The sequence below is a fragment of the Serratia rhizosphaerae genome (assembly GCF_009817885.1).
Lineage (GTDB): Bacteria > Pseudomonadota > Gammaproteobacteria > Enterobacterales > Enterobacteriaceae > Serratia_B > Serratia_B rhizosphaerae.
This window is the reverse complement of the sequence record NZ_CP041764.1, coordinates 3213248-3235597: the sequence shown is the minus strand read 5'-3', so window position 1 is coordinate 3235597 and position 22350 is coordinate 3213248. Positions and strand designations below refer to the sequence as shown.

24 protein-coding genes and 1 tRNA gene are annotated in these 22350 nt (G+C 56.2%); 12 read left to right on the top strand and 13 right to left on the bottom strand.

Features of this window, described 5'->3' with window-relative positions; translation table 11 throughout:
* The first annotated feature begins 429 nt into the window (after nucleotides 1-429).
* The 9 genes from FO014_RS15090 to FO014_RS15050 all read left to right on the top strand — a co-directional run bounded on the left by FO014_RS15090 (nucleotide 430) and on the right by FO014_RS15050 (nucleotide 7325).
* Complete coding sequence (locus FO014_RS15090) at nucleotides 430-1239, top strand: hypothetical protein (protein WP_160030119.1); 810 nt, start codon at nucleotides 430-432, stop codon at nucleotides 1237-1239.
* A 787-nt stretch (nucleotides 1240-2026) separates the two neighbouring features.
* The gene (locus tag FO014_RS15085) at nucleotides 2027-2590 is read left to right on the top strand and encodes a recombinase family protein (RefSeq protein WP_160030118.1); all 564 of its coding nucleotides are present in this window, start codon (nucleotides 2027-2029) and stop codon (nucleotides 2588-2590) included.
* A 262-nt stretch (nucleotides 2591-2852) separates the two neighbouring features.
* Nucleotides 2853-3641 carry a helix-turn-helix domain-containing protein gene (locus FO014_RS15080; RefSeq protein ID WP_160030117.1) on the top strand — a complete coding sequence of 263 codons (789 nt, stop codon included), beginning with the start codon at nucleotides 2853-2855 and terminating at the stop codon, nucleotides 3639-3641.
* Between the two features lie 295 nt (nucleotides 3642-3936).
* Complete coding sequence (locus tag FO014_RS15075) at nucleotides 3937-4323, top strand: hypothetical protein (protein WP_160030116.1); 387 nt, start codon at nucleotides 3937-3939, stop codon at nucleotides 4321-4323.
* Between the two features lie 69 nt (nucleotides 4324-4392).
* Entirely contained in the window at nucleotides 4393-5379 is a 987-nt protein-coding gene (locus tag FO014_RS15070; RefSeq protein WP_160030115.1) for a hypothetical protein, read from the top strand.
* Nucleotides 5363-5959, top strand: a complete 597-nt coding sequence (locus FO014_RS15065) for a hypothetical protein (protein WP_160030114.1) — start codon at nucleotides 5363-5365, stop codon at nucleotides 5957-5959. The genes FO014_RS15070 and FO014_RS15065 overlap by 17 nt, the downstream gene beginning before the upstream one ends.
* A 43-nt stretch (nucleotides 5960-6002) precedes the next feature.
* Nucleotides 6003-6341: a hypothetical protein gene (locus FO014_RS15060; RefSeq protein WP_160030113.1), complete on the top strand. Its 339-nt coding sequence runs from the start codon at nucleotides 6003-6005 to the stop codon at nucleotides 6339-6341.
* Nucleotides 6331-6819, top strand: coding sequence for a hypothetical protein (locus FO014_RS15055; protein ID WP_160030112.1), 489 nt, complete (start codon nucleotides 6331-6333; stop codon nucleotides 6817-6819). Before FO014_RS15060 ends, FO014_RS15055 begins: the two co-directional genes overlap by 11 nt.
* Before the next feature lie 11 nt (nucleotides 6820-6830).
* Complete coding sequence (locus FO014_RS15050) at nucleotides 6831-7325, top strand: HNH endonuclease (RefSeq protein ID WP_160030111.1); 495 nt, start codon at nucleotides 6831-6833, stop codon at nucleotides 7323-7325.
* A gap of 529 nt (nucleotides 7326-7854) precedes the next feature.
* On the opposite strand, the gene FO014_RS15045 is transcribed toward FO014_RS15050, so the two are convergent.
* The 8 genes from FO014_RS15045 to xerD form a co-directional block, all read right to left on the bottom strand.
* Entirely contained in the window at nucleotides 7855-7965 is a 111-nt protein-coding gene (locus FO014_RS15045) for a YmiA family putative membrane protein (protein ID WP_160030110.1), read from the bottom strand.
* Nucleotides 7966-8259: 294 nt separating this feature from the next.
* Nucleotides 8260-9498 (bottom strand): site-specific integrase, encoded by a 1239-nt coding sequence (locus FO014_RS15040; RefSeq protein ID WP_160030109.1) that lies wholly within the window; start codon nucleotides 9496-9498, stop codon nucleotides 8260-8262.
* 203 nt (nucleotides 9499-9701) lie between these two features.
* Nucleotides 9702-9775, bottom strand: a tRNA-Gly gene (locus FO014_RS15035).
* A gap of 158 nt (nucleotides 9776-9933) precedes the next feature.
* Nucleotides 9934-11454 (bottom strand): lysine--tRNA ligase, encoded by a 1521-nt coding sequence (gene lysS, locus FO014_RS15030; RefSeq protein ID WP_160030108.1) that lies wholly within the window; start codon nucleotides 11452-11454, stop codon nucleotides 9934-9936.
* Nucleotides 11455-11463: 9 nt separating this feature from the next.
* Nucleotides 11464-12562, bottom strand: a protein-coding gene (gene prfB / locus FO014_RS15025) for a peptide chain release factor 2 (protein WP_105232390.1) whose coding sequence is annotated in 2 segments (ribosomal slippage) — nucleotides 11464-12486 and nucleotides 12488-12562 — 1098 coding nt in all. Because the reading frame shifts where the segments join, the coding sequence is not laid out codon by codon here.
* Nucleotides 12563-12765: 203 nt separating this feature from the next.
* Nucleotides 12766-14496, bottom strand: a complete 1731-nt coding sequence (gene recJ, locus FO014_RS15020) for a single-stranded-DNA-specific exonuclease RecJ (RefSeq protein ID WP_160030107.1) — start codon at nucleotides 14494-14496, stop codon at nucleotides 12766-12768.
* A gap of 12 nt (nucleotides 14497-14508) precedes the next feature.
* Nucleotides 14509-15225, bottom strand: a complete 717-nt coding sequence (dsbC, locus tag FO014_RS15015) for a bifunctional protein-disulfide isomerase/oxidoreductase DsbC (protein ID WP_015673664.1) — start codon at nucleotides 15223-15225, stop codon at nucleotides 14509-14511.
* 27 nt (nucleotides 15226-15252) lie between these two features.
* Nucleotides 15253-16152, bottom strand: a complete 900-nt coding sequence (gene xerD / locus FO014_RS15010) for a site-specific tyrosine recombinase XerD (RefSeq protein ID WP_160030106.1) — start codon at nucleotides 16150-16152, stop codon at nucleotides 15253-15255.
* Nucleotides 16153-16243: 91 nt separating this feature from the next.
* Here xerD and fldB point away from each other — a divergent pair, with 91 nt between their 5' ends.
* Nucleotides 16244-16762, top strand: coding sequence for a flavodoxin FldB (gene fldB, locus FO014_RS15005; RefSeq protein ID WP_105232393.1), 519 nt, complete (start codon nucleotides 16244-16246; stop codon nucleotides 16760-16762).
* Between the two features lie 30 nt (nucleotides 16763-16792).
* On the opposite strand, the gene FO014_RS15000 is transcribed toward fldB, so the two are convergent.
* Together FO014_RS15000 and sdhE are read right to left on the bottom strand one after the other, a co-directional pair.
* Complete coding sequence (locus FO014_RS15000) at nucleotides 16793-17212, bottom strand: protein YgfX (protein ID WP_160030105.1); 420 nt, start codon at nucleotides 17210-17212, stop codon at nucleotides 16793-16795.
* Complete coding sequence (gene sdhE, locus FO014_RS14995; RefSeq protein WP_105232395.1) at nucleotides 17193-17459, bottom strand: FAD assembly factor SdhE; 267 nt, start codon at nucleotides 17457-17459, stop codon at nucleotides 17193-17195. Before sdhE ends, FO014_RS15000 begins: the two co-directional genes overlap by 20 nt.
* A 330-nt stretch (nucleotides 17460-17789) precedes the next feature.
* On the opposite strand from sdhE, the gene ygfZ reads away from it, so the two are divergent.
* Nucleotides 17790-18782 (top strand): tRNA-modifying protein YgfZ, encoded by a 993-nt coding sequence (ygfZ, locus tag FO014_RS14990; RefSeq protein ID WP_105232396.1) that lies wholly within the window; start codon nucleotides 17790-17792, stop codon nucleotides 18780-18782.
* Nucleotides 18783-18818: 36 nt separating this feature from the next.
* Here the strand turns inward: ygfZ and trhA are convergent, their stop codons facing one another.
* A complete protein-coding gene (gene trhA / locus FO014_RS14985) occupies nucleotides 18819-19499 on the bottom strand; it encodes a PAQR family membrane homeostasis protein TrhA (RefSeq protein ID WP_160030104.1) in 681 nt (226 codons plus the stop codon).
* Between the two features lie 194 nt (nucleotides 19500-19693).
* On the opposite strand from trhA, the gene FO014_RS14980 reads away from it, so the two are divergent.
* Nucleotides 19694-20302: an HD domain-containing protein gene (locus FO014_RS14980; protein WP_160030103.1), complete on the top strand. Its 609-nt coding sequence runs from the start codon at nucleotides 19694-19696 to the stop codon at nucleotides 20300-20302.
* 31 nt (nucleotides 20303-20333) lie between these two features.
* On the opposite strand, the gene FO014_RS14975 is transcribed toward FO014_RS14980, so the two are convergent.
* Together FO014_RS14975 and FO014_RS14970 are read right to left on the bottom strand one after the other, a co-directional pair.
* Nucleotides 20334-21653 (bottom strand): MFS transporter, encoded by a 1320-nt coding sequence (locus FO014_RS14975; protein ID WP_160030102.1) that lies wholly within the window; start codon nucleotides 21651-21653, stop codon nucleotides 20334-20336.
* The gene (locus FO014_RS14970; RefSeq protein WP_160030101.1) at nucleotides 21650-22303 is read right to left on the bottom strand and encodes a DUF4286 family protein; all 654 of its coding nucleotides are present in this window, start codon (nucleotides 22301-22303) and stop codon (nucleotides 21650-21652) included. The genes FO014_RS14975 and FO014_RS14970 overlap by 4 nt, the downstream gene beginning before the upstream one ends.
* Nucleotides 22304-22350: the final 47 nt, after the last annotated feature.

Here is a 22350-nt window from a genome sequence, read left to right as displayed (position 1 = left end):
TTACCAATCACGTTAAAAACACAGGCCTAACTGTTGCTTTTTGTGGATGTGGTTACGGGAGCATACCTCAAAAGCTGGCAGTAGTTCTACGCCTCAAACTGCGATAGATGAACTTGAACGGCGATGCCGCACCACCGGCTTTAAACTCTCCCAAAACATAGCGCACCGCAGCATTTAGCCCCGATGCCCCTTCGCAGGGATAAACAGGCTCAAGTGATACGCACCGGTAGCGAAAGACCCGGCCCTATCTCCGGCTGGCCCACGGTTCCGTTAGGATGCACGGGCGACCTGATAACGATGGGGCGCTATGCTAATATGATGCTGTCGCTGACGCTCCGCTGTTTAGGTATCACTAACCGGGGCTTTATGGCTGGTATCGCCTAAAAACCATGACAGAATCATACGTTTATTATCCAATGTGGGCATGAGATGAAAAGCAGAATTATCACTCAAAAAAATGGTAATGGTATATTCAACAGAAAGGAATGGGTTAGCGAATCCCAAAAACTTTATGTTTCTGCAAAGCTACTACGTGAGCAAGGTGATGCCACTAGACAGAGAATAAGAGAAATGGAAAGCGGGAGTGGCGAAGTTACTACTCTAATTAATATTGTATCTGCATCGGATAAATCAAGTAGGTTACTTCTCGGTTATGCCTTTGAAATGCTTTTGAAATCTGCAATATTACTCTTGAACTATGGAGCAACAAAAGAAACCATAGAGAAAATATTCCGTGATTATGGCCATAAGTTGGACACTATGGCGAAAGAGCTAGGTTTAGATATAAATGAACATGAAATAAACTTACTACGCATGGTATCGAAAGACATATTAATTCAAGCTCGCTACCCCTTGAAAGTGGAAAATGATAGCGAATATATAAAGGAGTTCAATAAACTAACAAGTGAGCATGCGGATAGCAACAAATTCATAGAGTTAGTGGGTTTGTACGACAAAATTAAATTTACTATTTGTAAACTTGACAAAGACTCGTCAAACTGTGCCAATTTTAATAAGTACACCTGTGATGAGTTTAGTGTTTTCTTCAGGTCAGGTGGTGGTCTAAGATCAAGGGCGATTGTTTTATTTAACAACCCTGAATTCGAAAACAAAAGAAAAATGTATGTAAAGGAATCAATAAAAAATGAGACGGGTAAATTTTCCACATTATTTCTATATAATTGGGATGAATTTGAGTTCTATGAAGATCATAATAAAAAACTAAAGCCAATAGACTGATTCCCTCAAAAACGCGCGTTCTAACCTGCACTCGATTTTTGTTTCACTCATGCGAGTGCCTCCCTCCACCACTACAGCTCTCAGCGTCCCCCGTGCCCTCCCGCGTGTGCGTGTGCGTTCGCGCAGGGGTGTGCGTGTGCTCGTGCGTGCGGGTGTGCTGGCGTGTGCACGCGGAGTTGATCGCGTGCGCCCGTCTCCTTCTGTCCGGCTGGGCTGCGTGCGGCACCCCTCACTTCTCGCCCTCCGCCTTGCGGCGTCGTGCTCGTCGTTCGTGCTCGTTCGTCGCTCTGCGGTGTGGTCGGGTGGTGTGTGCTGGTGCTCTGCGTGGTGCTTGGAGGGTGGCGGGCGTGCTCACGGTGCGCTTGCCTTCTTCGCGGGTGCACTCCTGTGCCTTCTTCACGTCGCTACACCACTCTTCGCATCCCTGTGTTCTTCGCTGCTTCAGCTCCTGTACTCTTCGCCTGGCATTCTGTGTGACTCTTCAGTGCTGCGCTGTCCCTTCTGTCCGTTCCGCCTATGTATTCCGGCGGCTACGCGTCGATCCTACGTTCTTTCATCACGTCGTTCCTCCTTATAGTGGTTAGTCTAATTTATTACTTAAATACAATGTGTTACAAAATCCCCTAATTGAGAGCTGGAAACTTCGGGGCATCGTTGAAGAGTCCCATTTGAGTATTCTCTATTGATACTCCGCAGCATTGACCCTAAAAAGTATCAAATAACCGATTGTATAACTCAAAAGATACAGTATCATTGACATCATATTTAAGAGACTTAAGAGGCCATCATGAGTAATAAAATTTTTGGTTATGTTCGTGTATCAGCGAAAGATCAAAACACTGACCGTCAGACACTAGCACTTACCAACTGCGATGAAATTCTAATAGACAAAGTTAGTGGTAAGAACGCAGACCGCCCAGAGCTGAATAAACTCCGGGGAATGGTTCGAGCCGGGGATACTGTTTATGTTAAGTCGGTAGACCGCTTGGCACGTAATACAAAGGACTTACTCGAGCTGCTGGAGGAATTGACCACGAAAGGCGTTAGCGTAACGTTCATTGATAACAGCATGACGTTTGATAATAATCCGACCAGTAAATTCATGATCACTATGCTGGGCGCTGTTGGTGAACTGGAGCGCAGCTTTATCCGTCAAAGACAAAGTGAAGGGATCGCCGCAGCCAAAGAGCGCGGAGTTTTCAAGGGACGCCAGAAAGATGAGGAACTAAGGGAGAAAATACACGGATATATTCGCCGAGGTACCCACAGCAACGACGAGATTATTAAATTGGTTGGCTGTGGCCGTGCCACCTTTTACCGAATTAAAAAGGAACTCGCCAATAACCGCTAATTTAAGCGTTAATTTAAATGCAATAATCCAGACTACCCACTCTAAGGGGAGACGCAGGCTTTCAACAATAGACTATGCACTCTAAGGGGGAAGGAAGCCGCGCCGCATTTCCGACCTATCCGAGAGGGTATCCGCATGACGTTTCGCTGAGACGTCATGCAGGTGCGCTTTCTCCTAAAACAATAACGTCCCGATCAAGCATTACACCACTGCACGTGATGCGATGAATCACGCCTGAACGGGGTCAACACAGGAGGAAGAATTGATCAACGATATGGATTTACCTGACCAATTTCCAAACCCACGCGATACCTTGCCTGCGTATGCCCAGCAGTGGTGGGATAGGTTCGCCAATGGGGCGCAACCGGATATCACCGCGTTACAGCAAATACCCGCATACCGCACTACATGGGAGTTGTTCTGTGAAGCCACAGGCCGGAATGCCTCCGGCACAGCGGCGGCTTTCTCCGAGTTAAAGAAGGCAGAACGTAAGTACTACGCTGCTGTTCGCGCTATGTACCCGAACCAATACCGTGTGCCACAAACGGACTACAACGGAATGGTGCGTGATGCGCTGGACTTTTATCAAGATGGAGAAAAACGCTCGGCAAGCGGCATCGTCGGGGGCTACGTACCTAAAGAACATGCTCGAGCTGTGGCCAACCGCAAAGGGCAGCGTAAACGCATGCGCAGGGCTATCGAGGCAAATAAACCCCACCCCGCCTACGCCGCAATAACATCCCGTATTGGTAAGCAAGGCGTAAACAGTATGGCTCAAGATACCGTCAGCATGACTTTGGTTCGCCTCATGATGGAAGCTGGCACACAGCGCACGCTCGATACCATGTCATATGAGGTGGCCGAACTAAAAGCCCAAGTAGCAGCATTGGAAGCGTTCCAGTCCGCGACAGAGAAACGTCATACTATCGAAGATGCCGGGCAAGACCCGAAAGAGCTGGCTCGCAGTATGCGTGCATCTGGTAAATCCCTCGGTGAAATTGCTAAAGCCACAGGCCGCAGCCGCAGCACCGTTCAACGATGGGTTAAGTAGCTGTACGCGATTTGCGTACAGTTGCGTACACCTAAAAAAGGCATATTTCATTATATCTATAGATATAAGACAGAACTCACCTACTCACACCAAACAGAATAACAACGCTGCGCCGGTTCCGGCTGGTTACCGGGTTTGTCCTTACCGGCGTGGCGTTTCTTTTATCAATTTCCCTGTTATCTCCTAACTGAGCACGGCTCACCCCGGCGGGCTTTCCGTCGGGCTTCTTTTCATGCCCTGCGCAGTGGTCGATAGCAACCGAGCAACATTAACTAATCAACTTTCAAGGAGACGTATGTCCAGCAACTTCAATTCTTTATTTAAATCAAACAGCGGTATCGCCGACAGCCTGAACCAGCATTACCGGAAAGGCCAACAATCCATTATCCGAAAACCGGATCAAGGCACCCGCCGTGCTGTTCGTTCCTTTGCATCGGCTTTTAGCTATCAGGAGCAGCAAACGCTGCACGACCTCGGAAGCCGTATGCGTGGGGCGAACGCGAATCAGCACGCGCTGTATCAACGCCAGCTAGAGCAATTGATTGGTGATCGGGAGATTACCGGTGCGGATGCCCGTTTAATCGCCCTGTACGCCAAGACAGGCTCCGCTGACGGTAAGACGGGCACCAGTACCGCCGGGGAGTGGGCGCAGGTGCTGGATGCTGTACGGGACGCAGAGTAAGGCGATCAGTTCTACTGATGCACAAAAATCAATCAGTTAAACCCGTTAGTCAATCAAGTAGGAGATCCCATGAAGGTACAATCACAAACGAAATCACAGCCAGCAGGCTATAACCCGACCGTAACAGTTCTGGACGTCCCCGGCGTCACTGCCAATAAACCAGCGGAAGTGGTGCAGCCACAGGATAAAGCAACCCCTGCCCCGAGTACGTTCAATAAAGCCCCTGAGACGCTCTCAGCAGGCCGTGGTGCGGCGCAGACCGCCTTTGCGTACGCTGGTACTGTACAGGCCGCCGAGGCGATTGCAGAGCTTCCCACACTGCTCAAGCCGATCCGCTACACCGATGACGAGTTATCTTGGCGATACCGCAGTAGCACCCGCAGCCGCGTAGCTCTGGAGCTGAAAGGCTTTACCCGCGATTGGCAGGTGCATTCACCGGCTGACATTGACGACTTGCTGGGGATGCTGACCGCTGAGCTGGTGAATAAATACAACCATGCGAAGCGTGACGGGATACAAACCGCCGAACACCAGCGCCGTACCGCAGCAGCCGCGAAGCTGGCCGCTGATTACCAAGTCGTTGCCAATGGTCACATCCAGCGGCATCTGCTGAACAAGAAATTCAGCGGAGCCGAAGCGCAGGAACTGTTGAACATGGTGGCCGATGGTAAGACGCAGTTTGCCCGACAAATGGCCGGGGATGGCATCGATATTCCGGCTATCCATGCTGCGCTTGGTACCGATTATCGCACGGCGGCTGATGCGTGGGCGGAGCAGGCAACTGCAAGCGGACACTGCTCATTCAGCTACACGCCGCTTGAAAACCCAGAGGCTCCCGTCAGCGCAAGCGGCACCAGTTTCAACATGTCTGTACAGCCGGGCGGCAAATGGATTCTGAGCGTGTGGACGGATTCAGGTTGGTACCCGGTGCAGGCGTCACCAGCAGCCCGTGCTGCGGCGCTACAGGAGCGAGCAGAGATTGACCGGATGCGGAACATTCAAGCCCGCATGAAGCCGTACATCGGGGAGGTTTTCGCTGATGAACTCCAGTATTAATCCTTTACCGAACGGCAAGCATCCCACCAATCGCGAACTCCAGCTAATGCGGCTGGGGTACGCCGAGTATCAGCCTCGCCTGATGAGTATCAAAAAGAATAATCCTGAGCGATACGCAGCCGTGATGGATGGCCGTAAACGCTTTTATCAACACGGGTGGGCCTGCCCCACCTGTGGCAACAGCGAGCGGTACACGCGGAATCTGGCATGTGCTTACTGCGCAGGGCAACGCATTCCGCTTTGTTTCAAGATTATCGAGGGCGTCGGTTCGGTGTATACACCGCTGTCTGAAGAACGTTCAGCCGAATATCAAGCCCGTAGGCAAGAGTTGATGTACCAGCGTGACCTGCGGAGCCGGATTCGCAAGCTGGGTGAAATCCGTTGCGGTTGGTGGGTGTTCCGTGATGGTGACTTCCTCGGGCAGAACTTGGCCGGTGTGGCTGTTGCTATCTCACTGCATGAACCCGATTCCTTCACCGTTAGAAATCTACGTAAACAAGACCCCGCCTTTAATACCATCTGGGAGCACGTGCACGATGCGTTGCGTCTCAACCCGGAGGCTATCTATGAACCTGAGTAAACCCGGCTGACGCTGGGTGTGGAGGAATACAGTGCAGCACAGTATGAAATCAATCCCAGCATTGCAGACAAAACCAAAACAGATGGGGCGACGCCCGTTGCCGGTATCAATCCAGCAGGCCGCACGTTTTAACGAAGTGCTGGCTCTCTCTCCTGATTCTCCTACCGGCCTTGTTTGGCGAGTTCCTAATCGTGGGATCGGCGCTAAACATCGCTCCCCCGGGGAGTACGCCGGGAGCATCACCAAGACCGGTGCGCAGCGTGTTGGGGTGGATGGGAAGATCTTTAGTTGCGCTGCGGTGCGTGCTGGCCTCGCCACATTGAAAGCCGTTCAGGGGCTAGCTCAGCAGGCGGCACAACCGGAGGCGCAGCATGTTCTATAAAGAAATCCCTGATATTCCGCGCCTAGAGGAGCAGTTTGTACTGGCCGATGATTCCCCATCCGGTCTACGGCACAGGCTCCCGGGGACGGTGGGTGGAGCCGGTGGCCCTATCGCCGGGACACCTTGCACGGTGTACTGGCCGGGGGAGGAGCGCGAACAGCATAGAAAGCAACACCTTGCGCCGATGAATTACGAGGTGCATGTGCAGATCGGCTGGAAAAACATCATGTTCGTGGGGCATGGGTACGATATTGACAACGAATGTCTGTACGTGCCCGCAGAGGTGGTACGCGAGCATTTACAGCTTGCCCGGGAAATCCAACTGCTGACCGCTATTGTGGACAAGGATCGCCCAGAGCAAAGGCAGGAGCAGCCCCGGCACCGTGGTAAGACGGTTTACCTATCACCCCAGAAACTAGCCGCCTTGGACAGAATGAGTTCCAGCGAACAAAGCCTCACGCTGCTACGTGAAATCTAAGGAGAAGTACGATGGCTTTCCCGAAAGAAATTGAGCTGGCGCTTCAGTATGCGATTGCACCTGATGCCGGTTCCGGCAGTGGGCTTGTATGGAAACAGCCTTTAGCTAATCGAGTCAAGGCTGGCAGCGTCGCCGGTACTCTCGGCAAGGATGGCTATTGGTCGGTTCAAGTCAAGGGCAGGAAGCTGGCAGTGCATCGCGTGCTGTGGTGGCTAGTGAATGGAGAAATCCCAGCGGGGTTATGTATCGACCATATCGACGGCAACCGAGGGAATAACAGGCTGGATAACCTGCGGCTTTGCTCTCGTGCTGAGAACAACTGGAACACACGTAAAAGGGCTGGCAGTCTGCCGAAAGGTATTACCGCTACCGGTAAATCGTACCAAGCGCAGGTGCAGAGCAACGGCACCCGCTGGCGGATACGCTCCAGAAATCTGGCCATGCTGACAGGAGCTGTGCAGGCGATGCGGATGGAGCTGCATGGTGACTTCGCCTGTCATGGGTAGCGGCTCACTAGTTACTACGATTGCGACACCGGGGGTTTTGATTATTAGAACACTCACCAACGTTGACTCCGTTGATAATGAACTCTCTCGGCTTTGACGGATACACTTTATCGAACTGAGCAACAGTCTGGTCGAATAATTTAATACAGGATTCCGGTGTTGCAATAGCGAAATTATTATTAACTCGGAGTACACATCCCTCACTGTAAATCCAACCGTTAAAGCGCCTTATCGGGACTTTATTAAGTTCTAACACATCCACACCTTGCTTTACATAAAGAATGGCATCATCTTTATATGCAGGGGTATAGGTAGGCGCTGATGTGGATATGACAGCAGCAGATATAGCCGCAACTATAACAGCAACGGATAATACAACTATTTCTATTTTCATAATACAAGTTCATTGCCTTAATGATTCTTTCATTATAACGCTGCAACCTCCTAAATAATAGTTACCTCGATCAGGATAAAGACCGTACCGGGAGTGACCTCGCTTCGTCTGTGCATTCATGAACGGCCTGTGCATTTACCCGGTGATGTTCCGCCACAACACCCAGATAAAAAACAACAGCGCCGCCCAGAACACTGCGCAACCAATGAAAACGGCAATCCATGCTTTACGCCTTAATGACCGCACAAGCTTATCCCTGTCACAATAAAGTTAAGGATATTCTGACAGGCGCTGCCCTTACTTCCCAATTGATTACGCAGATCAATATTTACCTATCGATCGGCCAAAACGATCGGTTTGAACCATCAGGAGAGCGCCGAATAAAGCTGCTCCGCCTTTTCGGATACAATAAACAGCAGCGCTTCCCTGACGGCTGGCTCGTTCGTACTCAATGCAGCGTGCGCCAGCGCTAGGCATTAAAACGCCAGCTCTTCCGCTGTTGGCGCTGTTTTATCGATAAAAGAGAAGTCGTCGCCCATATCACCGCCCCTTGTAATTGACTAGCTGGACGATCTTGCTTAATTCAGCTAACTCAGCCCCGCCGCTGTATGTCCTGAAAGACTCCGTCTTGCCTCTTTCGTGGCCGACAATCAACGCTATCCTGTCCTCTGGAACTCCAGCCCGATCAAGCGCAGTGATGAACATTCCTCGCAGGCTGTGGAAGCACTGGCGGTCTGTAGCATTCGGCAGCGCCTTATTCCGTAGGCGGGTGAATTGCTGACTGAACCACGGCCCACGCTTAGCGTCAGCCCTTTTGATGGCGTTTGCTTTAGGTAGCAGGTACCGCCCGTGCTGGCCGTTCGTGTTCTGCCGTTTGTACTTTTCGATGATGCCTATCAAAGCGGGATGCACCGGCACCAGCCGAACGCCTGCTTTTGTCTTGGCTGCCTGAACTCGAAAGCAGCGCACACCGTCGATTTCCGGCACGTCACCAACACCTAGAGAGGCAATTTCATTCAGACGCATCCCTGAGTACAGGCCAATAAAAATCACGTCGTGAAGTTCTTCCTCGGCCTTACTTAGAAGGGTTGTAATCTCTGTCTGCGTGAACGGCTGGTAACTGCTAACTGTCCGCTTCGCCTCAAGCCGATGCCCTGTGAATGGTGACGCGGCGGGGATGCCGTCATAGCAGCGCCGGGCGTACTCATACACCGAGTTCAGGCCGGACAGGTAATTCTGAATTGTCTGGACGGATTTCTTCGGTTTTAGCGCCCGGATGAACTGCGTCACCGATGTACGGGTGATGGCGGTTATCTCTGTATCGACGACGGCTAAATGGCCGAGCAGAAGTCGAACCGCCAGCGCGTGCTTGCTGAGGGTGCTGGGGCTGCGGGTTTTATCGTACTCCGCTAGATATTCGAAAGTAACAGCTTGCAGCATTACCTGCTGAACCTGCTGACAAGAAGCCACCTGATCATGCTCTGGTGCTGGCTCACACATTGCCGGGGGCGGTGCATTGAATTCTTGATAAAGGGCGATAATCCCCTTCTGGATGCGGTTGTGGTGAGTTTCTGGTTTGAACCGCGCCTTCAACTTGCCCCACTCAATCAGCATATGGTCGCGATAATTCCGCGCTTGGTCTAAATCACGAGTTCCGGTAGAGCGCCGCAGCAGCCTCTTACCGCCGCAGACATGGCGCATGTACAGCGGCACGAATATCTGGAACATCCAGCAGCCGTGTTTATCCAACGTCAGGTACTGATTTTTATTGCTTGCCATAGGTGACTTCCTCTATGCTCGCGCAATCAGTTAACGGCGTGTGTACTTCTCGTTCAGGCTGGTATTCGATGGAGTTGGGAAAGTGAAAGGCTTATCCGGCACGTTAAAACTCGGTTAGATTGTACGTTAAGTATCGACGTACTTCACAAATCGGTTTTAACTATCTCACTGATTTTAAATGAAATTTATCAGAGAGAAATGCGTGGAGCGGGTGAAGGGAATCGAACCCTCGTATGCAGCTTGGGAAGCTGCCGTTCTACCATTGAACTACACCCGCTTAGGTGTGCGTTTGGCATTATAACCGCTTCTTGGCGGCGGGCAAGCGGAGTTAACGCATAACTGCCGATGTTTTAAGCAGTTAGTTATTCTGAACATGCGCTGCGCATAAAAAAACCGGCGCGGTCACCCGCACCGGTTGATTAAGGCTGCGGCCGGTTACTTGGCCGTCGGACGCATTGCCGGGAACAGGATAACGTCGCGGATGGTGTGGCTGTTGGTAAACAGCATCACCATACGGTCGATACCGATGCCCAGACCAGCGGTCGGCGGCAGACCGTGTTCCAGAGAGGTCACGTAGTCTTCGTCGTAGAACATCGCTTCGTCGTCGCCGGCATCCTTAGCGGCAACCTGGTCAGCAAAACGCTGCGCCTGATCTTCTGCGTCATTCAGCTCGGAGAAGCCGTTGCCGATTTCACGGCCGCCGATAAAGAACTCAAAGCGGTCGGTAATTTCCGGGTTCTCGTCGTTGCGGCGCGCCAGCGGGGAAACTTCCGCCGGGTATTCGGTGATGAAGGTCGGCTGAATCAAATGGCTTTCCGCCGTCTCTTCAAAGATCTCGGTCACTACGCGGCCCAGACCCCAGCTCTTCTCTACCTTGATGCCGATAGACTCGGCAATCGCCTTCGCCTTATCGAAATCATCCAGGTCCGCCACGTCGGTTTCAGGACGATACTTCTTGATCGCCTCACGCATGGTCAGTTTTTCAAACGGCTTGCCGAAGTCGAACTCTTCATCGCCGTATGGCACCTTGGTGGTGCCCAGCACGTCCTGCGCCAGCGTGCGGAACAGCGACTCGGTCAGCTCAATCAGGTCTTTGTAATCCGCATACGCCATATAGAGTTCCATCATGGTGAACTCAGGGTTATGGCGAGGCGATACGCCTTCGTTACGGAAGTTGCGGTTGATCTCGAAAACGCGCTCAAAACCACCGACCACCAGACGCTTCAGATACAGCTCCGGCGCAATACGCAGGTACATATCGATGTCCAGCGCGTTGTGGTGGGTGATAAACGGACGCGCGGACGCACCGCCCGGGATCACCTGCATCATCGGGGTTTCCACTTCCATAAAGTCGCGGCCCACCATAAAGTTGCGGATGCCGGACATGATGCGCGAACGCACCTTGAAGGTGTGGCGAGATTCTTCGTTGGCAATCAGATCCAGGTAGCGCTGACGATAGCGGGTTTCCTGATCGGCCAGGCCGTGGAACTTGTCTGGCAGCGGACGCAGCGCCTTGGTCAGCAGACGCAGTTCGGTGCAGTGGATAGACAGCTCGCCGGTTTTGGTTTTAAACAGCTTGCCGCGCGCACCGAGAATATCACCCAGGTCCCACTTCTTGAACTGTTCGTTGTAGACGCCTTCCGCCAGGTCGTCGCGCGCGACGTACAGCTGAATGCGGCCGCCAACGTCCTGCAGCGTAACGAAGGAGGCTTTGCCCATGATACGGCGGGTCATCATACGCCCGGCGACGGTCACTTCTACGCCCAGCGCTTCCAGCTCTTCGTTGTCTTTGCTGTCATATTCTGCGTGCAGCTTGTCGGACGTGGTGTCACGACGGAAATCATTCGGGAACGCAATGCCGTTCTCGCGCAGCGCCGCCAGTTTTTCACGACGTGACTGCAGCTCGTTATTGAGATCCGACGCCTGATCGGCGCCCTGTGGTTGTTGCTCAGACATTTTTGTTCCTCATAACCCGGCTTTCAAACTTGCCTCAATGAATTTATCCAGGTCGCCATCCAATACGGCCTGCGTGTTACGCGTTTCTACGCTGGTGCGCAAATCCTTGATCCGGGAGTCATCCAGCACGTAAGAGCGGATTTGGCTGCCCCAGCCGATATCGGATTTGTTGTCTTCCATCGCCTGCTTATCAGCATTTTTCTTCTGCATCTCGTATTCATACAGCTTCGCCTTCAGCTGTTTGAATGCCTGATCCTTGTTTTTATGCTGTGAGCGGTCGTTCTGGCACTGCACCACGATGTTGGTCGGCAGGTGGGTAATACGCACCGCAGACTCGGTTTTGTTGACGTGCTGGCCGCCCGCACCGGAAGCGCGGTAAACGTCGATGCGCAGATCCGCCGGATTGATGTCGATATCGATATCGTCATCCACTTCCGGGTAAACGAACACCGAACTGAACGAGGTATGACGACGGCCGCCGGAATCAAACGGGCTCTTGCGCACCAGGCGGTGAACGCCGGTTTCAGTACGCAACCAGCCGAATGCGTAGTCGCCGATAATCTTGATGGTGGCGGATTTAATCCCCGCAACGTCACCGTCAGACTCTTCGATAATTTCTGTTTTAAAGCCCTTGTCTTCGGCCCAGCGCAGGTACATGCGCAGCAGCATGCTGGCCCAGTCCTGCGCCTCAGTACCGCCTGACCCGGCCTGAATGTCCAGGTAGCAGTCGGCGCTGTCGTATTCGCCGGAGAACATACGACGGAATTCTAGCTGTTCCAGCTTGACGATCAGTTGATCAAGCTCAACCACGGCTTCGTTAAAGGTTTCTTCATCGTCGGCTTCAACTGCCAGCTCCAGCAGGCCGTTAACGTCTTCTTCGCCCTGTTTCAGGCTGTCGATTGTCTCAACGATGGCTTCCAGCGCCGAACGTTCTTTACCCAGCGCCTGTGCGCGCTCAGGCTCGTTCCAGACGTCCGGCTGCTCCAGCTCGGCGTTTACTTCTTCCAGGCGTTCTTTCTTGGCATCATAGTCAAAGATACCCCCTAAGAACGGCGGTACGCTCAGACAGGTCCTGAATACGGTTTTTTACCGGATTAATTTCAAACATGATTTTTCGCGTTCTTTCGTTAGAGGTTGTATATCCCCCGGCAAGGGAACCGGCGCAATGCGGCGTGAACCAGAGAGAATATAGGCGACCCAATCGCCATAGAACCGTTAATTCTAACGGATCCAGAGCACAGTTTATAGCGTTTATCCAGGGAAAAATAAGGGCGCCGCGCGGCGCCCCTGAATGCTATCTTTTGGCTGCCGTCAGTACGGCCACAGGTGCTGAATCAGCAACTGTACGCTGCGGTTGCCGCGGAACTCGTTAACGTCCAGCTTATAGGCCAGTTCCACTTCACGCACGCTGCTGTCCGGCCACAGCGTGGTGTCCACGTTAAACGCAATGCCGTCCAGCAGCGGGCCGCCGCCCAGCGGCTCCACCATTAGCTTGAGGTGCTTCTCGCCCACCAGCCGCTGCTGCAGAATGCGGAACTTGCCGTCGAACGTCGGTTCCGGGAACGCCTGCCCCCACGGCCCGCCTTCGCGCAGCAGCTCCGCCGTCTCCAGCGTCAGCTCCTGCATCGCCAGTTCGCCGTCAGACCAGATAACGCCCTCCAGCATCGCCGGGTCGAGCCACTCGCCCACCAGCTCGCCAAAGCGCTGGCGAAACTCGTCAAAGCGCGCCTCTTCCAGCGACAGACCGGCGGCCATCGCGTGCCCGCCGAACTTCATCATCAGCCCGGGATTCAGCGTGTCCAGCCGCTCCAACGCATCACGCATATGCAGGCCGGCAATCGAACGGCCGGAGCCTTTCAGAATGCCGTCGCCCGCCGGCGCGAACGCGATCACCGGGCGGTGAAAACGCTCTTTGATGCGCGAGGCCAAAATGCCGACCACGCCCTGATGCCACTCCGGGTGGTACATGGCCAGCCCGTAAGGCAGGGCCGTGCTGCTGCGCTCCAACTGGTCGCACAGCTGCAGCGCTTCGGCCTGCATGCCCTGCTCTATCTCGCGACGCGTCTGGTTCAATGCGTCCAGATCGTTGGCCAGCATACGGGCCTGCGCAATATCATCGCTCAGCAGTAACGCCACGCCGATCGACATGTCATCCAGACGTCCCGCCGCATTCAGCCGCGGGCCGAGGGCAAAGCCCAGATCGTTGGCCGCCAGATTGCGCGCCTCGCGGTTGGCCACTTCCAGCAGCGCGCGGATGCCGGGACGGCACTTACCGGCGCGGATGCGATTAAGCCCCTGATACACCAGAATACGGTTATTGGCGTCGAGCGGCACCACGTCGGCCACGGTGCCTAACGCCACCAGATCCAGCAGTTCAGCCAGATTCGGCATGGCCAGCGCACGCTGTTCGAACCAGCCGCTGTCGCGAAGCCGGGCGCGCAGCGCCAGCATCAGGTAGAAAGCCACGCCGACGCCGGCCAACGCCTTCGACGGGAATATGCAGCCACGCAGGTTAGGGTTGACGATCGCCTCGGCCGCCGGCAGCGTCTCACCCGGCAGGTGGTGATCGGTCACCAGCACCTGCATGCCTTTCTCGTGCGCCACATCGACGCCGGCATGGGAAGAGATGCCATTATCCACGGTGACGATCAGCTCAGCACCGCGCGCCGCCGCCTGCTCCACCACTTCCGGGCTCAGGCCGTAGCCGTCCTCAAAGCGGTTCGGCACCAGATACTGCACGTCACCGCCGCCCATGCTGCGCAGCGCCAGCACCGTCAGCGCGGTACTGGTGGCGCCGTCGGCGTCAAAATCGCCGACGATCATGATGCGCCGGCCGTCCGCCAGCGCCTGCTGCAGAATATCCACCGCCGTATCGATGCCGTCCAGCTGCTGCCACGGCAGCATGCCTTTGACGCTGCGTTCCAGCTCCCGCTCTTCACTGACCCCGCGCAGCGCGTACAGCCGGCGCAGCAAAGGGTGCAATTGTGCGGGCAGTTGCGCGTCGCTTGCCGCCTCACGGCGGCGTAATTGCGTTTTGATCATACTCACCGGTGATTAACCACCGGCTTGCAGGGCGGCCTGATGCGCGTCCAGCATCGCCGCCATCTCTTTCGGTCCCTGATAGCCCGGGATGACCATGCCGTTTTGCAGGATGATCGCCGGCGTACCCTGGATGCCGAACTGCACGCCAAGCTCGTAATGTTTGCTGATATCGGTTTTACAGGTCGCCGGTGACACCGCGTCGCCCTTCATCGCCGCGTCAAACGCCTTGGCTTTATCGGCGGTGCACCAGATAGACTGCATGTCTTTCTCCGCCTGGGAGTTCAACCCCTGACGCGGGAACGCCAGATAACGCACGGTGATGCCCAGATCGTTGTACTCTTTCATCTGTTGATGCAGTTTGTGGCAGTAGCCGCAGGTGATATCGGTAAACACGGTGATCACGTGTTTTTCCTTCGCTGCCTTGTAGACAATCATCTGGTCTTTCAGCGCGTCCAGCTTGCCGCCCAGCAGTTTATTGGTCACGTTAACCGGCTCTTTGCCGCTGACGTCATACAGCGGCCCCTGCAGCACGTGTTTACCGTCTTCGGACACGTACAGCACGCCGCTGTCGGTCAGCACGGTTTTCAGTCCCGCCACCGGGGATGGCTGTACGTCAGCCTGCTTGATGCCCAGACTGCCCAGCGCCGATTTGATCGCCGCATCGTCGGCATGTGCGGAACCGGTCACCGAAGCCACCAGCAGGGAGAGCAGCATTAAACCTTTTTTCATTCTTCCATTCCTTTCGAACCCGGCGCATCAGGCGCGCGGATGATGCTGTTGATGTAGCTGTTTCAGTCGTTCGGTTGCTACATGCGTGTAAATTTGCGTCGTGGAGAGGTCGCTATGCCCCAGCAACATTTGTACGACACGTAAATCTGCGCCATGGTTCAGCAGATGGGTGGCGAACGCGTGGCGCAACACGTGCGGAGACAGACGTTCGCTGTCGATGCCGGCTAGGATCGCATAGTGTTTGATACGATGCCAGAAGGTCTGCCGGGTCATTTGCTTGCAGCGCTGGCTGGGAAACAACACGTCGAGCGTCTGCCCGCTCACCAGCCACGGACGGCCGTGTTCAAGGTAGTTCTCAATCCAGTACACCGCCTCTTCGCCCAGCGGCACCAGCCGCTCTTTGTCGCCCTTGCCGATCACCCGCACCACGCCCTGTCGCAGGCTGACGTCGCTGATGCTCAGGCCGACCAGTTCGGACACCCGCAGGCCGGTGGCGTATAGCACTTCCAGCATCGCCTTGTCGCGCAGCTCCAGCGGCTGATCGACGCACGGCGCCTGCAGCAGCGCATCGACCTGCGCCTCGCTCAGATCTTTCGGCAGGCGCTGCGGCAGCTTGGGCGACGCCAGCTGCGCGGTCGGGTCGTCGGCGCGCTGTTTTTCCCGGTACAGGTATTGGAACAGCCGCCGCATGGCGCTCAGCAACCGCGCCGAACTGCTCGCCTTATAGCCGCCCTCCACCCGTTCGGCCAGAAACGCCTGCAGATCCAGCGCCTCGGCGTCCAGCAAGGTGCGGTCACGTCCGGCCAGCCAGGCCGTCAGCGCCTGCAGATCCAGACGGTAAGAGGCGAGCGTATTCTCAGCCAGATTACGTTCCAGCCACAGCGCATCTAAAAATTGCTCAACCAGCGCATTCTCCTGCTGTTGCACGCCAACCTCTCTTGATTTGATTCAACCTGCGGCATTATGCCTTATGGTACACTGGTTGCAATTCCATGAACGGCAACATAACGGTTTAAACATGAAGATTGGTCTGTTTTACGGTTCCAGCACCTGCTACACCGAAATGGCGGCGGAAAAAATCCGTGAAATTCTGGGTGAGGATCTGGTCGACCTGCATAATCTGAAAGACGTCTCCCCCACACTGATGGAAGATTATTCCGTACTGATTCTTGGCATCCCGACCTGGGACTTCGGCGAACTGCAGGAGGACTGGGAAGCGGTCTGGCCGCAAATCGCCACGCTCGACCTTAAAGGTAAAATCGTCGCCATGTACGGCATGGGCGACCAGTTCGGCTACGGCGAGTGGTTCCTCGACGCGCTGGGCATGCTGCACGATCATCTTAAACCGCTCGGCGTACAGTTTATCGGTTTCTGGCCTACCGAAGGCTTTGAATTTACCAGCCCGAAACCGCTGGCCGCCGACGGCAAACATTTTGTCGGCCTGGCGCTGGATGACGTCAATCAATATGAAATGAGCGAAGATCGGCTGCAGCAATGGTGCGAACAGATCCTGCTGGAAATGGAGCCGCTGCTGTAAACGTTCGGGGCGCCTCTGCGCCCCTCAAACCTAGCCTTCAGATTCATCCTCGGCCAGCCGCATCCGCTGGCACAACTGCCGCCACTCCGCGCTGCTGATGCAGTCCGACGCCAGCCACAGCCGCCGGCGTTTACGCTTCCCGCTCGCCTGCAGCGTCAGCAGCATGCCGTAGCGCAGCATCCATGGGCGCCGGACCAGCCGCCACTCCTTGCCTTGCCAGATTACCCGCTGCGGCGCAGAGAGCAGACGCAGCTCCCCCTGGCGCGATGCGATACGCGTCTGACTGCGAATACATTCAAAAACCACCAGCGTCAGCAGCAATAGCCAGACCGGATCGTAACTCTCCGGCCACGGCGAAATCAGGATCAGCAATATCAGCGCGCCATGCGCCAACAACGAGATAAGCTGAGTACGCCAGGAGATGCGGACATCACATCGCCACTGGGCCACGGTCTTTATTTCGCGTCTGGATCAGCGTCACCATTCTTTGCAATTCAGCGTCCTGCGGGGCGCCATGATTCATCAGCCAGTTAAACAGATCGGGATCGTCACACTGCAACAAACGCACGAACAGCGCCTTATCCTCTTCGCTCAATGAATCGTACTCATGCTCGAAAAACGGCATGATGGAGATGTCCAGCTCACGCATTCCACGGCGGCAAGCCCAGTGAATACGCGCTTTGTTATTAATATCCATGTTGTTATGACCAACCTCTGTTCAGCGTGGCAAAGCCAGCGTAGGGTTCAACCGACACACCGTATGGCAACACACGCGCAATATAATTCCGTCGGCTCACGAGCGATGTGCAAGAGTAGCACGAGCCATAAGCGTATAGAGTAACAATTTGACATACACGGCGGGAAGAATGTTAGCGCGAAATAGCAAAAAAAGCGCTGCGGCGGAATAACTGTTTGCAAAGCCTGCGCCCTCTTTTACCATGGTAGGTCTACGCCTTCAGGTAAGCCGGATACCCGGAATCATTAAAGCGGCAGCGCGGCCGGGTATAACGTTAATCAGGAACCGACTATGACGTTCACAACTCCTTTTCCACCTCGTCAGCCTTCCGCCTCTTCCCATCTGCCATTGACGCTGATTTCTCTGGAAGACTGGGCGCTGGTGACGATGAATGGCCCCGACACGGTGAAATATCTCCAGGGGCAGGTTACCGCCGACGTTGAGGCGCTGGCGGACGATCGGCACGTTCTCTGCGCGCACTGCGACGCCAAGGGCAAAATGTGGAGCAACCTGCGCCTGTTCCGGCGTGGTGAAGGCTTCGCCTATCTGGAACGCCGCAGCCTGCTGGACAGCCAGTTGGCAGAGATCAAAAAATACGCGGTGTTCTCAAAAGTGACCATCGCCGCCGACAACGATGCAGTGCTGCTCGGCGTGGCCGGCTTCCAGGCGCGCGCCGCCCTGGCGGACGTCTTCAGCCAGTTACCCGATGCACAGCATCCGGTGGCGCAGGACGGCGACACCACGCTGCTGCACTTCAGCCAGCCGGCGGAACGCTTCCTGCTGGTGACCAGCGCGGCGGTCGCCGAACAGCTGGTCAGCCGCCTGCAGCAGCAGGCCGAACAAAATGACAGCCGTCAGTGGCTGACGCTGGATATTGAAGCCGGCTATCCGATCATCGACGCGGCCACCAGCGCGCAGCTGATCCCGCAGGCCACCAACCTGCAGGCGCTGGACGGCATCAGCTTCAGTAAAGGGTGCTATACCGGCCAGGAAATGGTGGCGCGCGCCAAATTCCGCGGCGCCAACAAACGCGCGCTGTACTGGCTGGCGGGGAAAGGCAGCCGGGTGCCGGCCGCTGCGGACGATTTGGAACTGCAGCTGGGGGAGAACTGGCGCCGTACCGGCACCGTGCTGGCCGCCAGCCAGTTGGCCGACGGTACGCTGTGGGTGCAGGCGGTGCTGAATAACGATTTGGCGGCGGACAGCAAGCTGCGGCTGCGCGAGGACGCCGGCGGCGAACTCAGCATTATGCCGCTGCCTTACTCGCTGGCGGAAGAGAAGTAACCTTCGCCGCCCGGCAGCACCGCCGGGCGGCAATCATCAGACGTAGAGATAAATCGCCATAAAGTGGCATACGCTGCCGCCCAGCACAAAAGCGTGCCAGATGGCGTGCCCGAAGCGCCAGCGCTTGGAGGCGTAAAAAATCACTCCCAGGCTGTACACCACCCCACCGACCGCCAACAGCGTCACGCCGCCGATATCCAGCCGCGTCGCCAATTGATAGATAACGATCAGCGACAGCCAGCCCATAGTCAGATAGGTCACCAGCGACAACGCTTCAAAGCGATGGGCAAACGCCAGTTTGAACAGCACGCCGAGCAGCGCCATGCCCCAGATGACCGCCATCAGCCCGCGCGCCAGCGGCGACCCCAGCCCCACCAGCAGGAAAGGCGTATAGGTGCCGGCAATCAGCAGGTAAATGGCGCAGTGGTCAAATTTTTTCAGCCAGTGTTTGGCCTTCTGATGAGGAATGGCGTGGTACAGCGTTGAGGCCAGGTACAGCAGGATCATGCTGCCACCGTACAGGCTATAGCTGGTGATCGCCGTCGCCCCGGCGCCGGTGTCGATCGCCTGCCCCAGCAGCAGCACCAGGCCGACAATGCCAAAAACCAGACCAATACCGTGACTGACGCTGTTGGCGATCTCTTCCGCCCACGGATAGGCCGATTTCGCCGTATTGTCCGCCTGCGTCCCGGCTTTCGCCACGTCCGTTTTACCCATAATATTCCAGCCCTCAAAAACGCCTGCATTGCGTGAAATTAACGCAAAAGCAGCTTAACTGAGAATAATTCCAGTGTGCACGTGTACGCTAAAATAAAAATGTGAACGCTTGTAACATGCTGAAAATATCGAAATCCCCCCGCCGCTGGTCTACAATCGCTGGGTTTTAACGTCACCTACACCGAGGCTGTACCATGTCATCTGCCGTACCCGCATTAGAATTTGGCGCCATGACCGAAGTCATCCGGTTCCTGATGGAAATCGATAAGCTCAAGAGCGTTCAGCGCCGCACCAAAATACTGGGCACCCAGCGTCAGGAAAACTCCGCCGAGCACAGCTGGCACTTTGCCATCGCCGCCATGAGCCTGGCGCCCTACGCCGGCAAGGACGTTGATATCCAGCGCGTGATTCAGATGGCGCTGCTGCATGATATCGTCGAGATCGACGCCGGCGACGTGCTGGTGTACGACCTGGCCGCCCGCGCCGCCATTCACGATCAGGAAGTCGCCGCCGCGCGCCGCCTGTTCGGCATGCTGCCGGAGCCACAGCGCGAGTATTTCACCGCTTTATGGCAGGAATATGAAGATGCCGAAACCGCCGACGCGCGCTTTGCGCTGGTGCTGGACCGCACCATGCCGATGCTGATGAACCTGCATAATGAGGGGCAAAGCTGGGTGGAGAACGGCATCTCGCTGGAGCAGGTGCTGTCGCGCAACGAGATGATTGCCGAGGTCTATCCGGAGCTGTGGCAACATCTGCTGCACCATCTGCAGGACGCGCAGCGTAAAGGCTGGCTGAAGTGATAAAGCGCCGGGCCTGCGCCCGGCGTTGATGTTACAACGGCTTATGGGCGGTCTCCTTGGCCGCCAACACCGCCCACAGGGTGATCAGCAGCGTCAGGGTCACATAGGCCGAGATCGCCAGCGTGCTGTCATACGATTTAAACAGCGACGTGATAATCAGCGGCGCAAAGCCGCCGCCGACAATCCCCGCCAGCGTGTAGGCCAGCGACGAGCCGGCATAGCGCACCCGCGTCGGAAACTGTTCGGTGACAAACGCCGCCTGCGGGCCGTACATCGCCGCATGAATCAGCAGTCCCACCACCACCGCCAGACAAATCAGCACCGGCTGCGTGCTGTCCAGCAGCACAAAGAACACAAAGGCCCAGACGATTGCCGCCAGCGCGCCGCCGATATACACCGGGCGCCGTCCCAGACGATCGGACAGCGCACCGAACAGCGGCACCGTAATGGCATTGCCCACCGCCCCCAGCATGGTGGCGGCCAGCGCCAGCGGCCGCGGCAGGTTCAGCACCGTAGTGACATAGGTCAGCGTAAACACCACCACCAGCGCGTACAGCACGTCGGAGCCGATACGCGAGCCGCCGGCGATCAGCAGCGGGCGTTTATAGTGGCTGAAGACTTCACGCAGCGGCGCGTGCGTCACATCGCGGTTCGCCGCCAGTTGCAGAAACGCCGGCGTCTCGCCCACGCCGCGCCGCAGCCACAGGCCGAACGCCACCAGCGCCAGGCTCAGCAGAAAAGGAATGCGCCAGCCCCACTGCTGGAAGTCCTCCGCCGACATCGCCAGCGTCACCACGGTGATAAACCCGGTGCCCACCAGCGTCCCGCAGGAGGGGCCGACCTGGGCAAACGACGCGTTGCGCCCGCGCTGTTGCGGTTTGCCGTGCTCCATCGCCAGCAGCACCGCCCCGGCCCACTCGCCGCCCAGCGCAATACCCTGAATAAAGCGCAGCGTCACCAGCATCAGCGGGCTCCAGATGCCCCAGCTGGCGTAACCGGGCAGCATCCCCATCAGCGCGGTGGTGGCGCCCATGATCAGCAGCGTGGTGACCAGCACAAAGCGTCGGCCGAGCACGTCGCCCAGATGGCCGAACACCATACCGCCGATCGGCCGCGACACATAGCCGACCGCATAGGTGGAAAACGCCAGTATGGTGCCGACCAGCGGGTCGAAGGAGGGGAAGAAAACGTGATTAAAAATCAGCGCCGCCATAATGTTGTAAACGGTGAAATCGTACCATTCCAACGCGGTGCCGATGGAGCTGGCCGCCGCCAGTTTGCCGGTGTTCGGCGCAGCCTCGCTGCGCGATGCCGCGCTATCGAGCGACGTATCGGTGGTTGAGGTGCTCATGATTTCAGCTCCTGTGCGGTAAGTTGCCAGCCAAGGGCGTAACGCAGCACGGCATCTGCGGCGATATTCAACTGCTGACAGGCCAGCGCGTTAAGACGCTCGCCGGCTTCGGCGCTACTGCTTTCAATCAGCAGCATCGGCGACAGCGTGCGGTTATCCGGCGCTTCTTTCGGCAGCGGCGTGCTGAGCGCCGCGTCCGGCAGCAGCAGGCTGCTGCAGACAAACCCGGCCTCGGCGGACAGCATTTCCCCCAGTTGGGAAACGCGCGGCGTTAGCACGGCGGCGTCTTCCGCCGGAAGCGTTATCACGCCGAGATGGCTGCCGCAGCCAAAGCCGATGACCGCCGCCACGGCGCATACCCGCCGCATCGGGTCCACCATTTTATCCAGGCTGGCTACCGACCACGGCGTTTGCCGGGTAAACGCCGCGTGATAGGCCGCAGAGGTAAAGCTGTCTAGCGAGACGGTTTTATACAGGCCCAGGTATTTGCGTCCGCCCTGCAGCGCCTGATAGCGCGCGCCGCTTAAAAAACCGTCGATGCGCACCCGCTCTTCCACGTGTTCACGGTCATACCAGCGATTGAAATCCGCCTCATCCTGCGCGGCGACATCGGTTGCAACAAACAGCATTCCGTTCGGGGTTCCGGTCATGGGACTCTCCTGTTAGCTCATTATGAGGCGGGCGCGCCCGCCGGAAA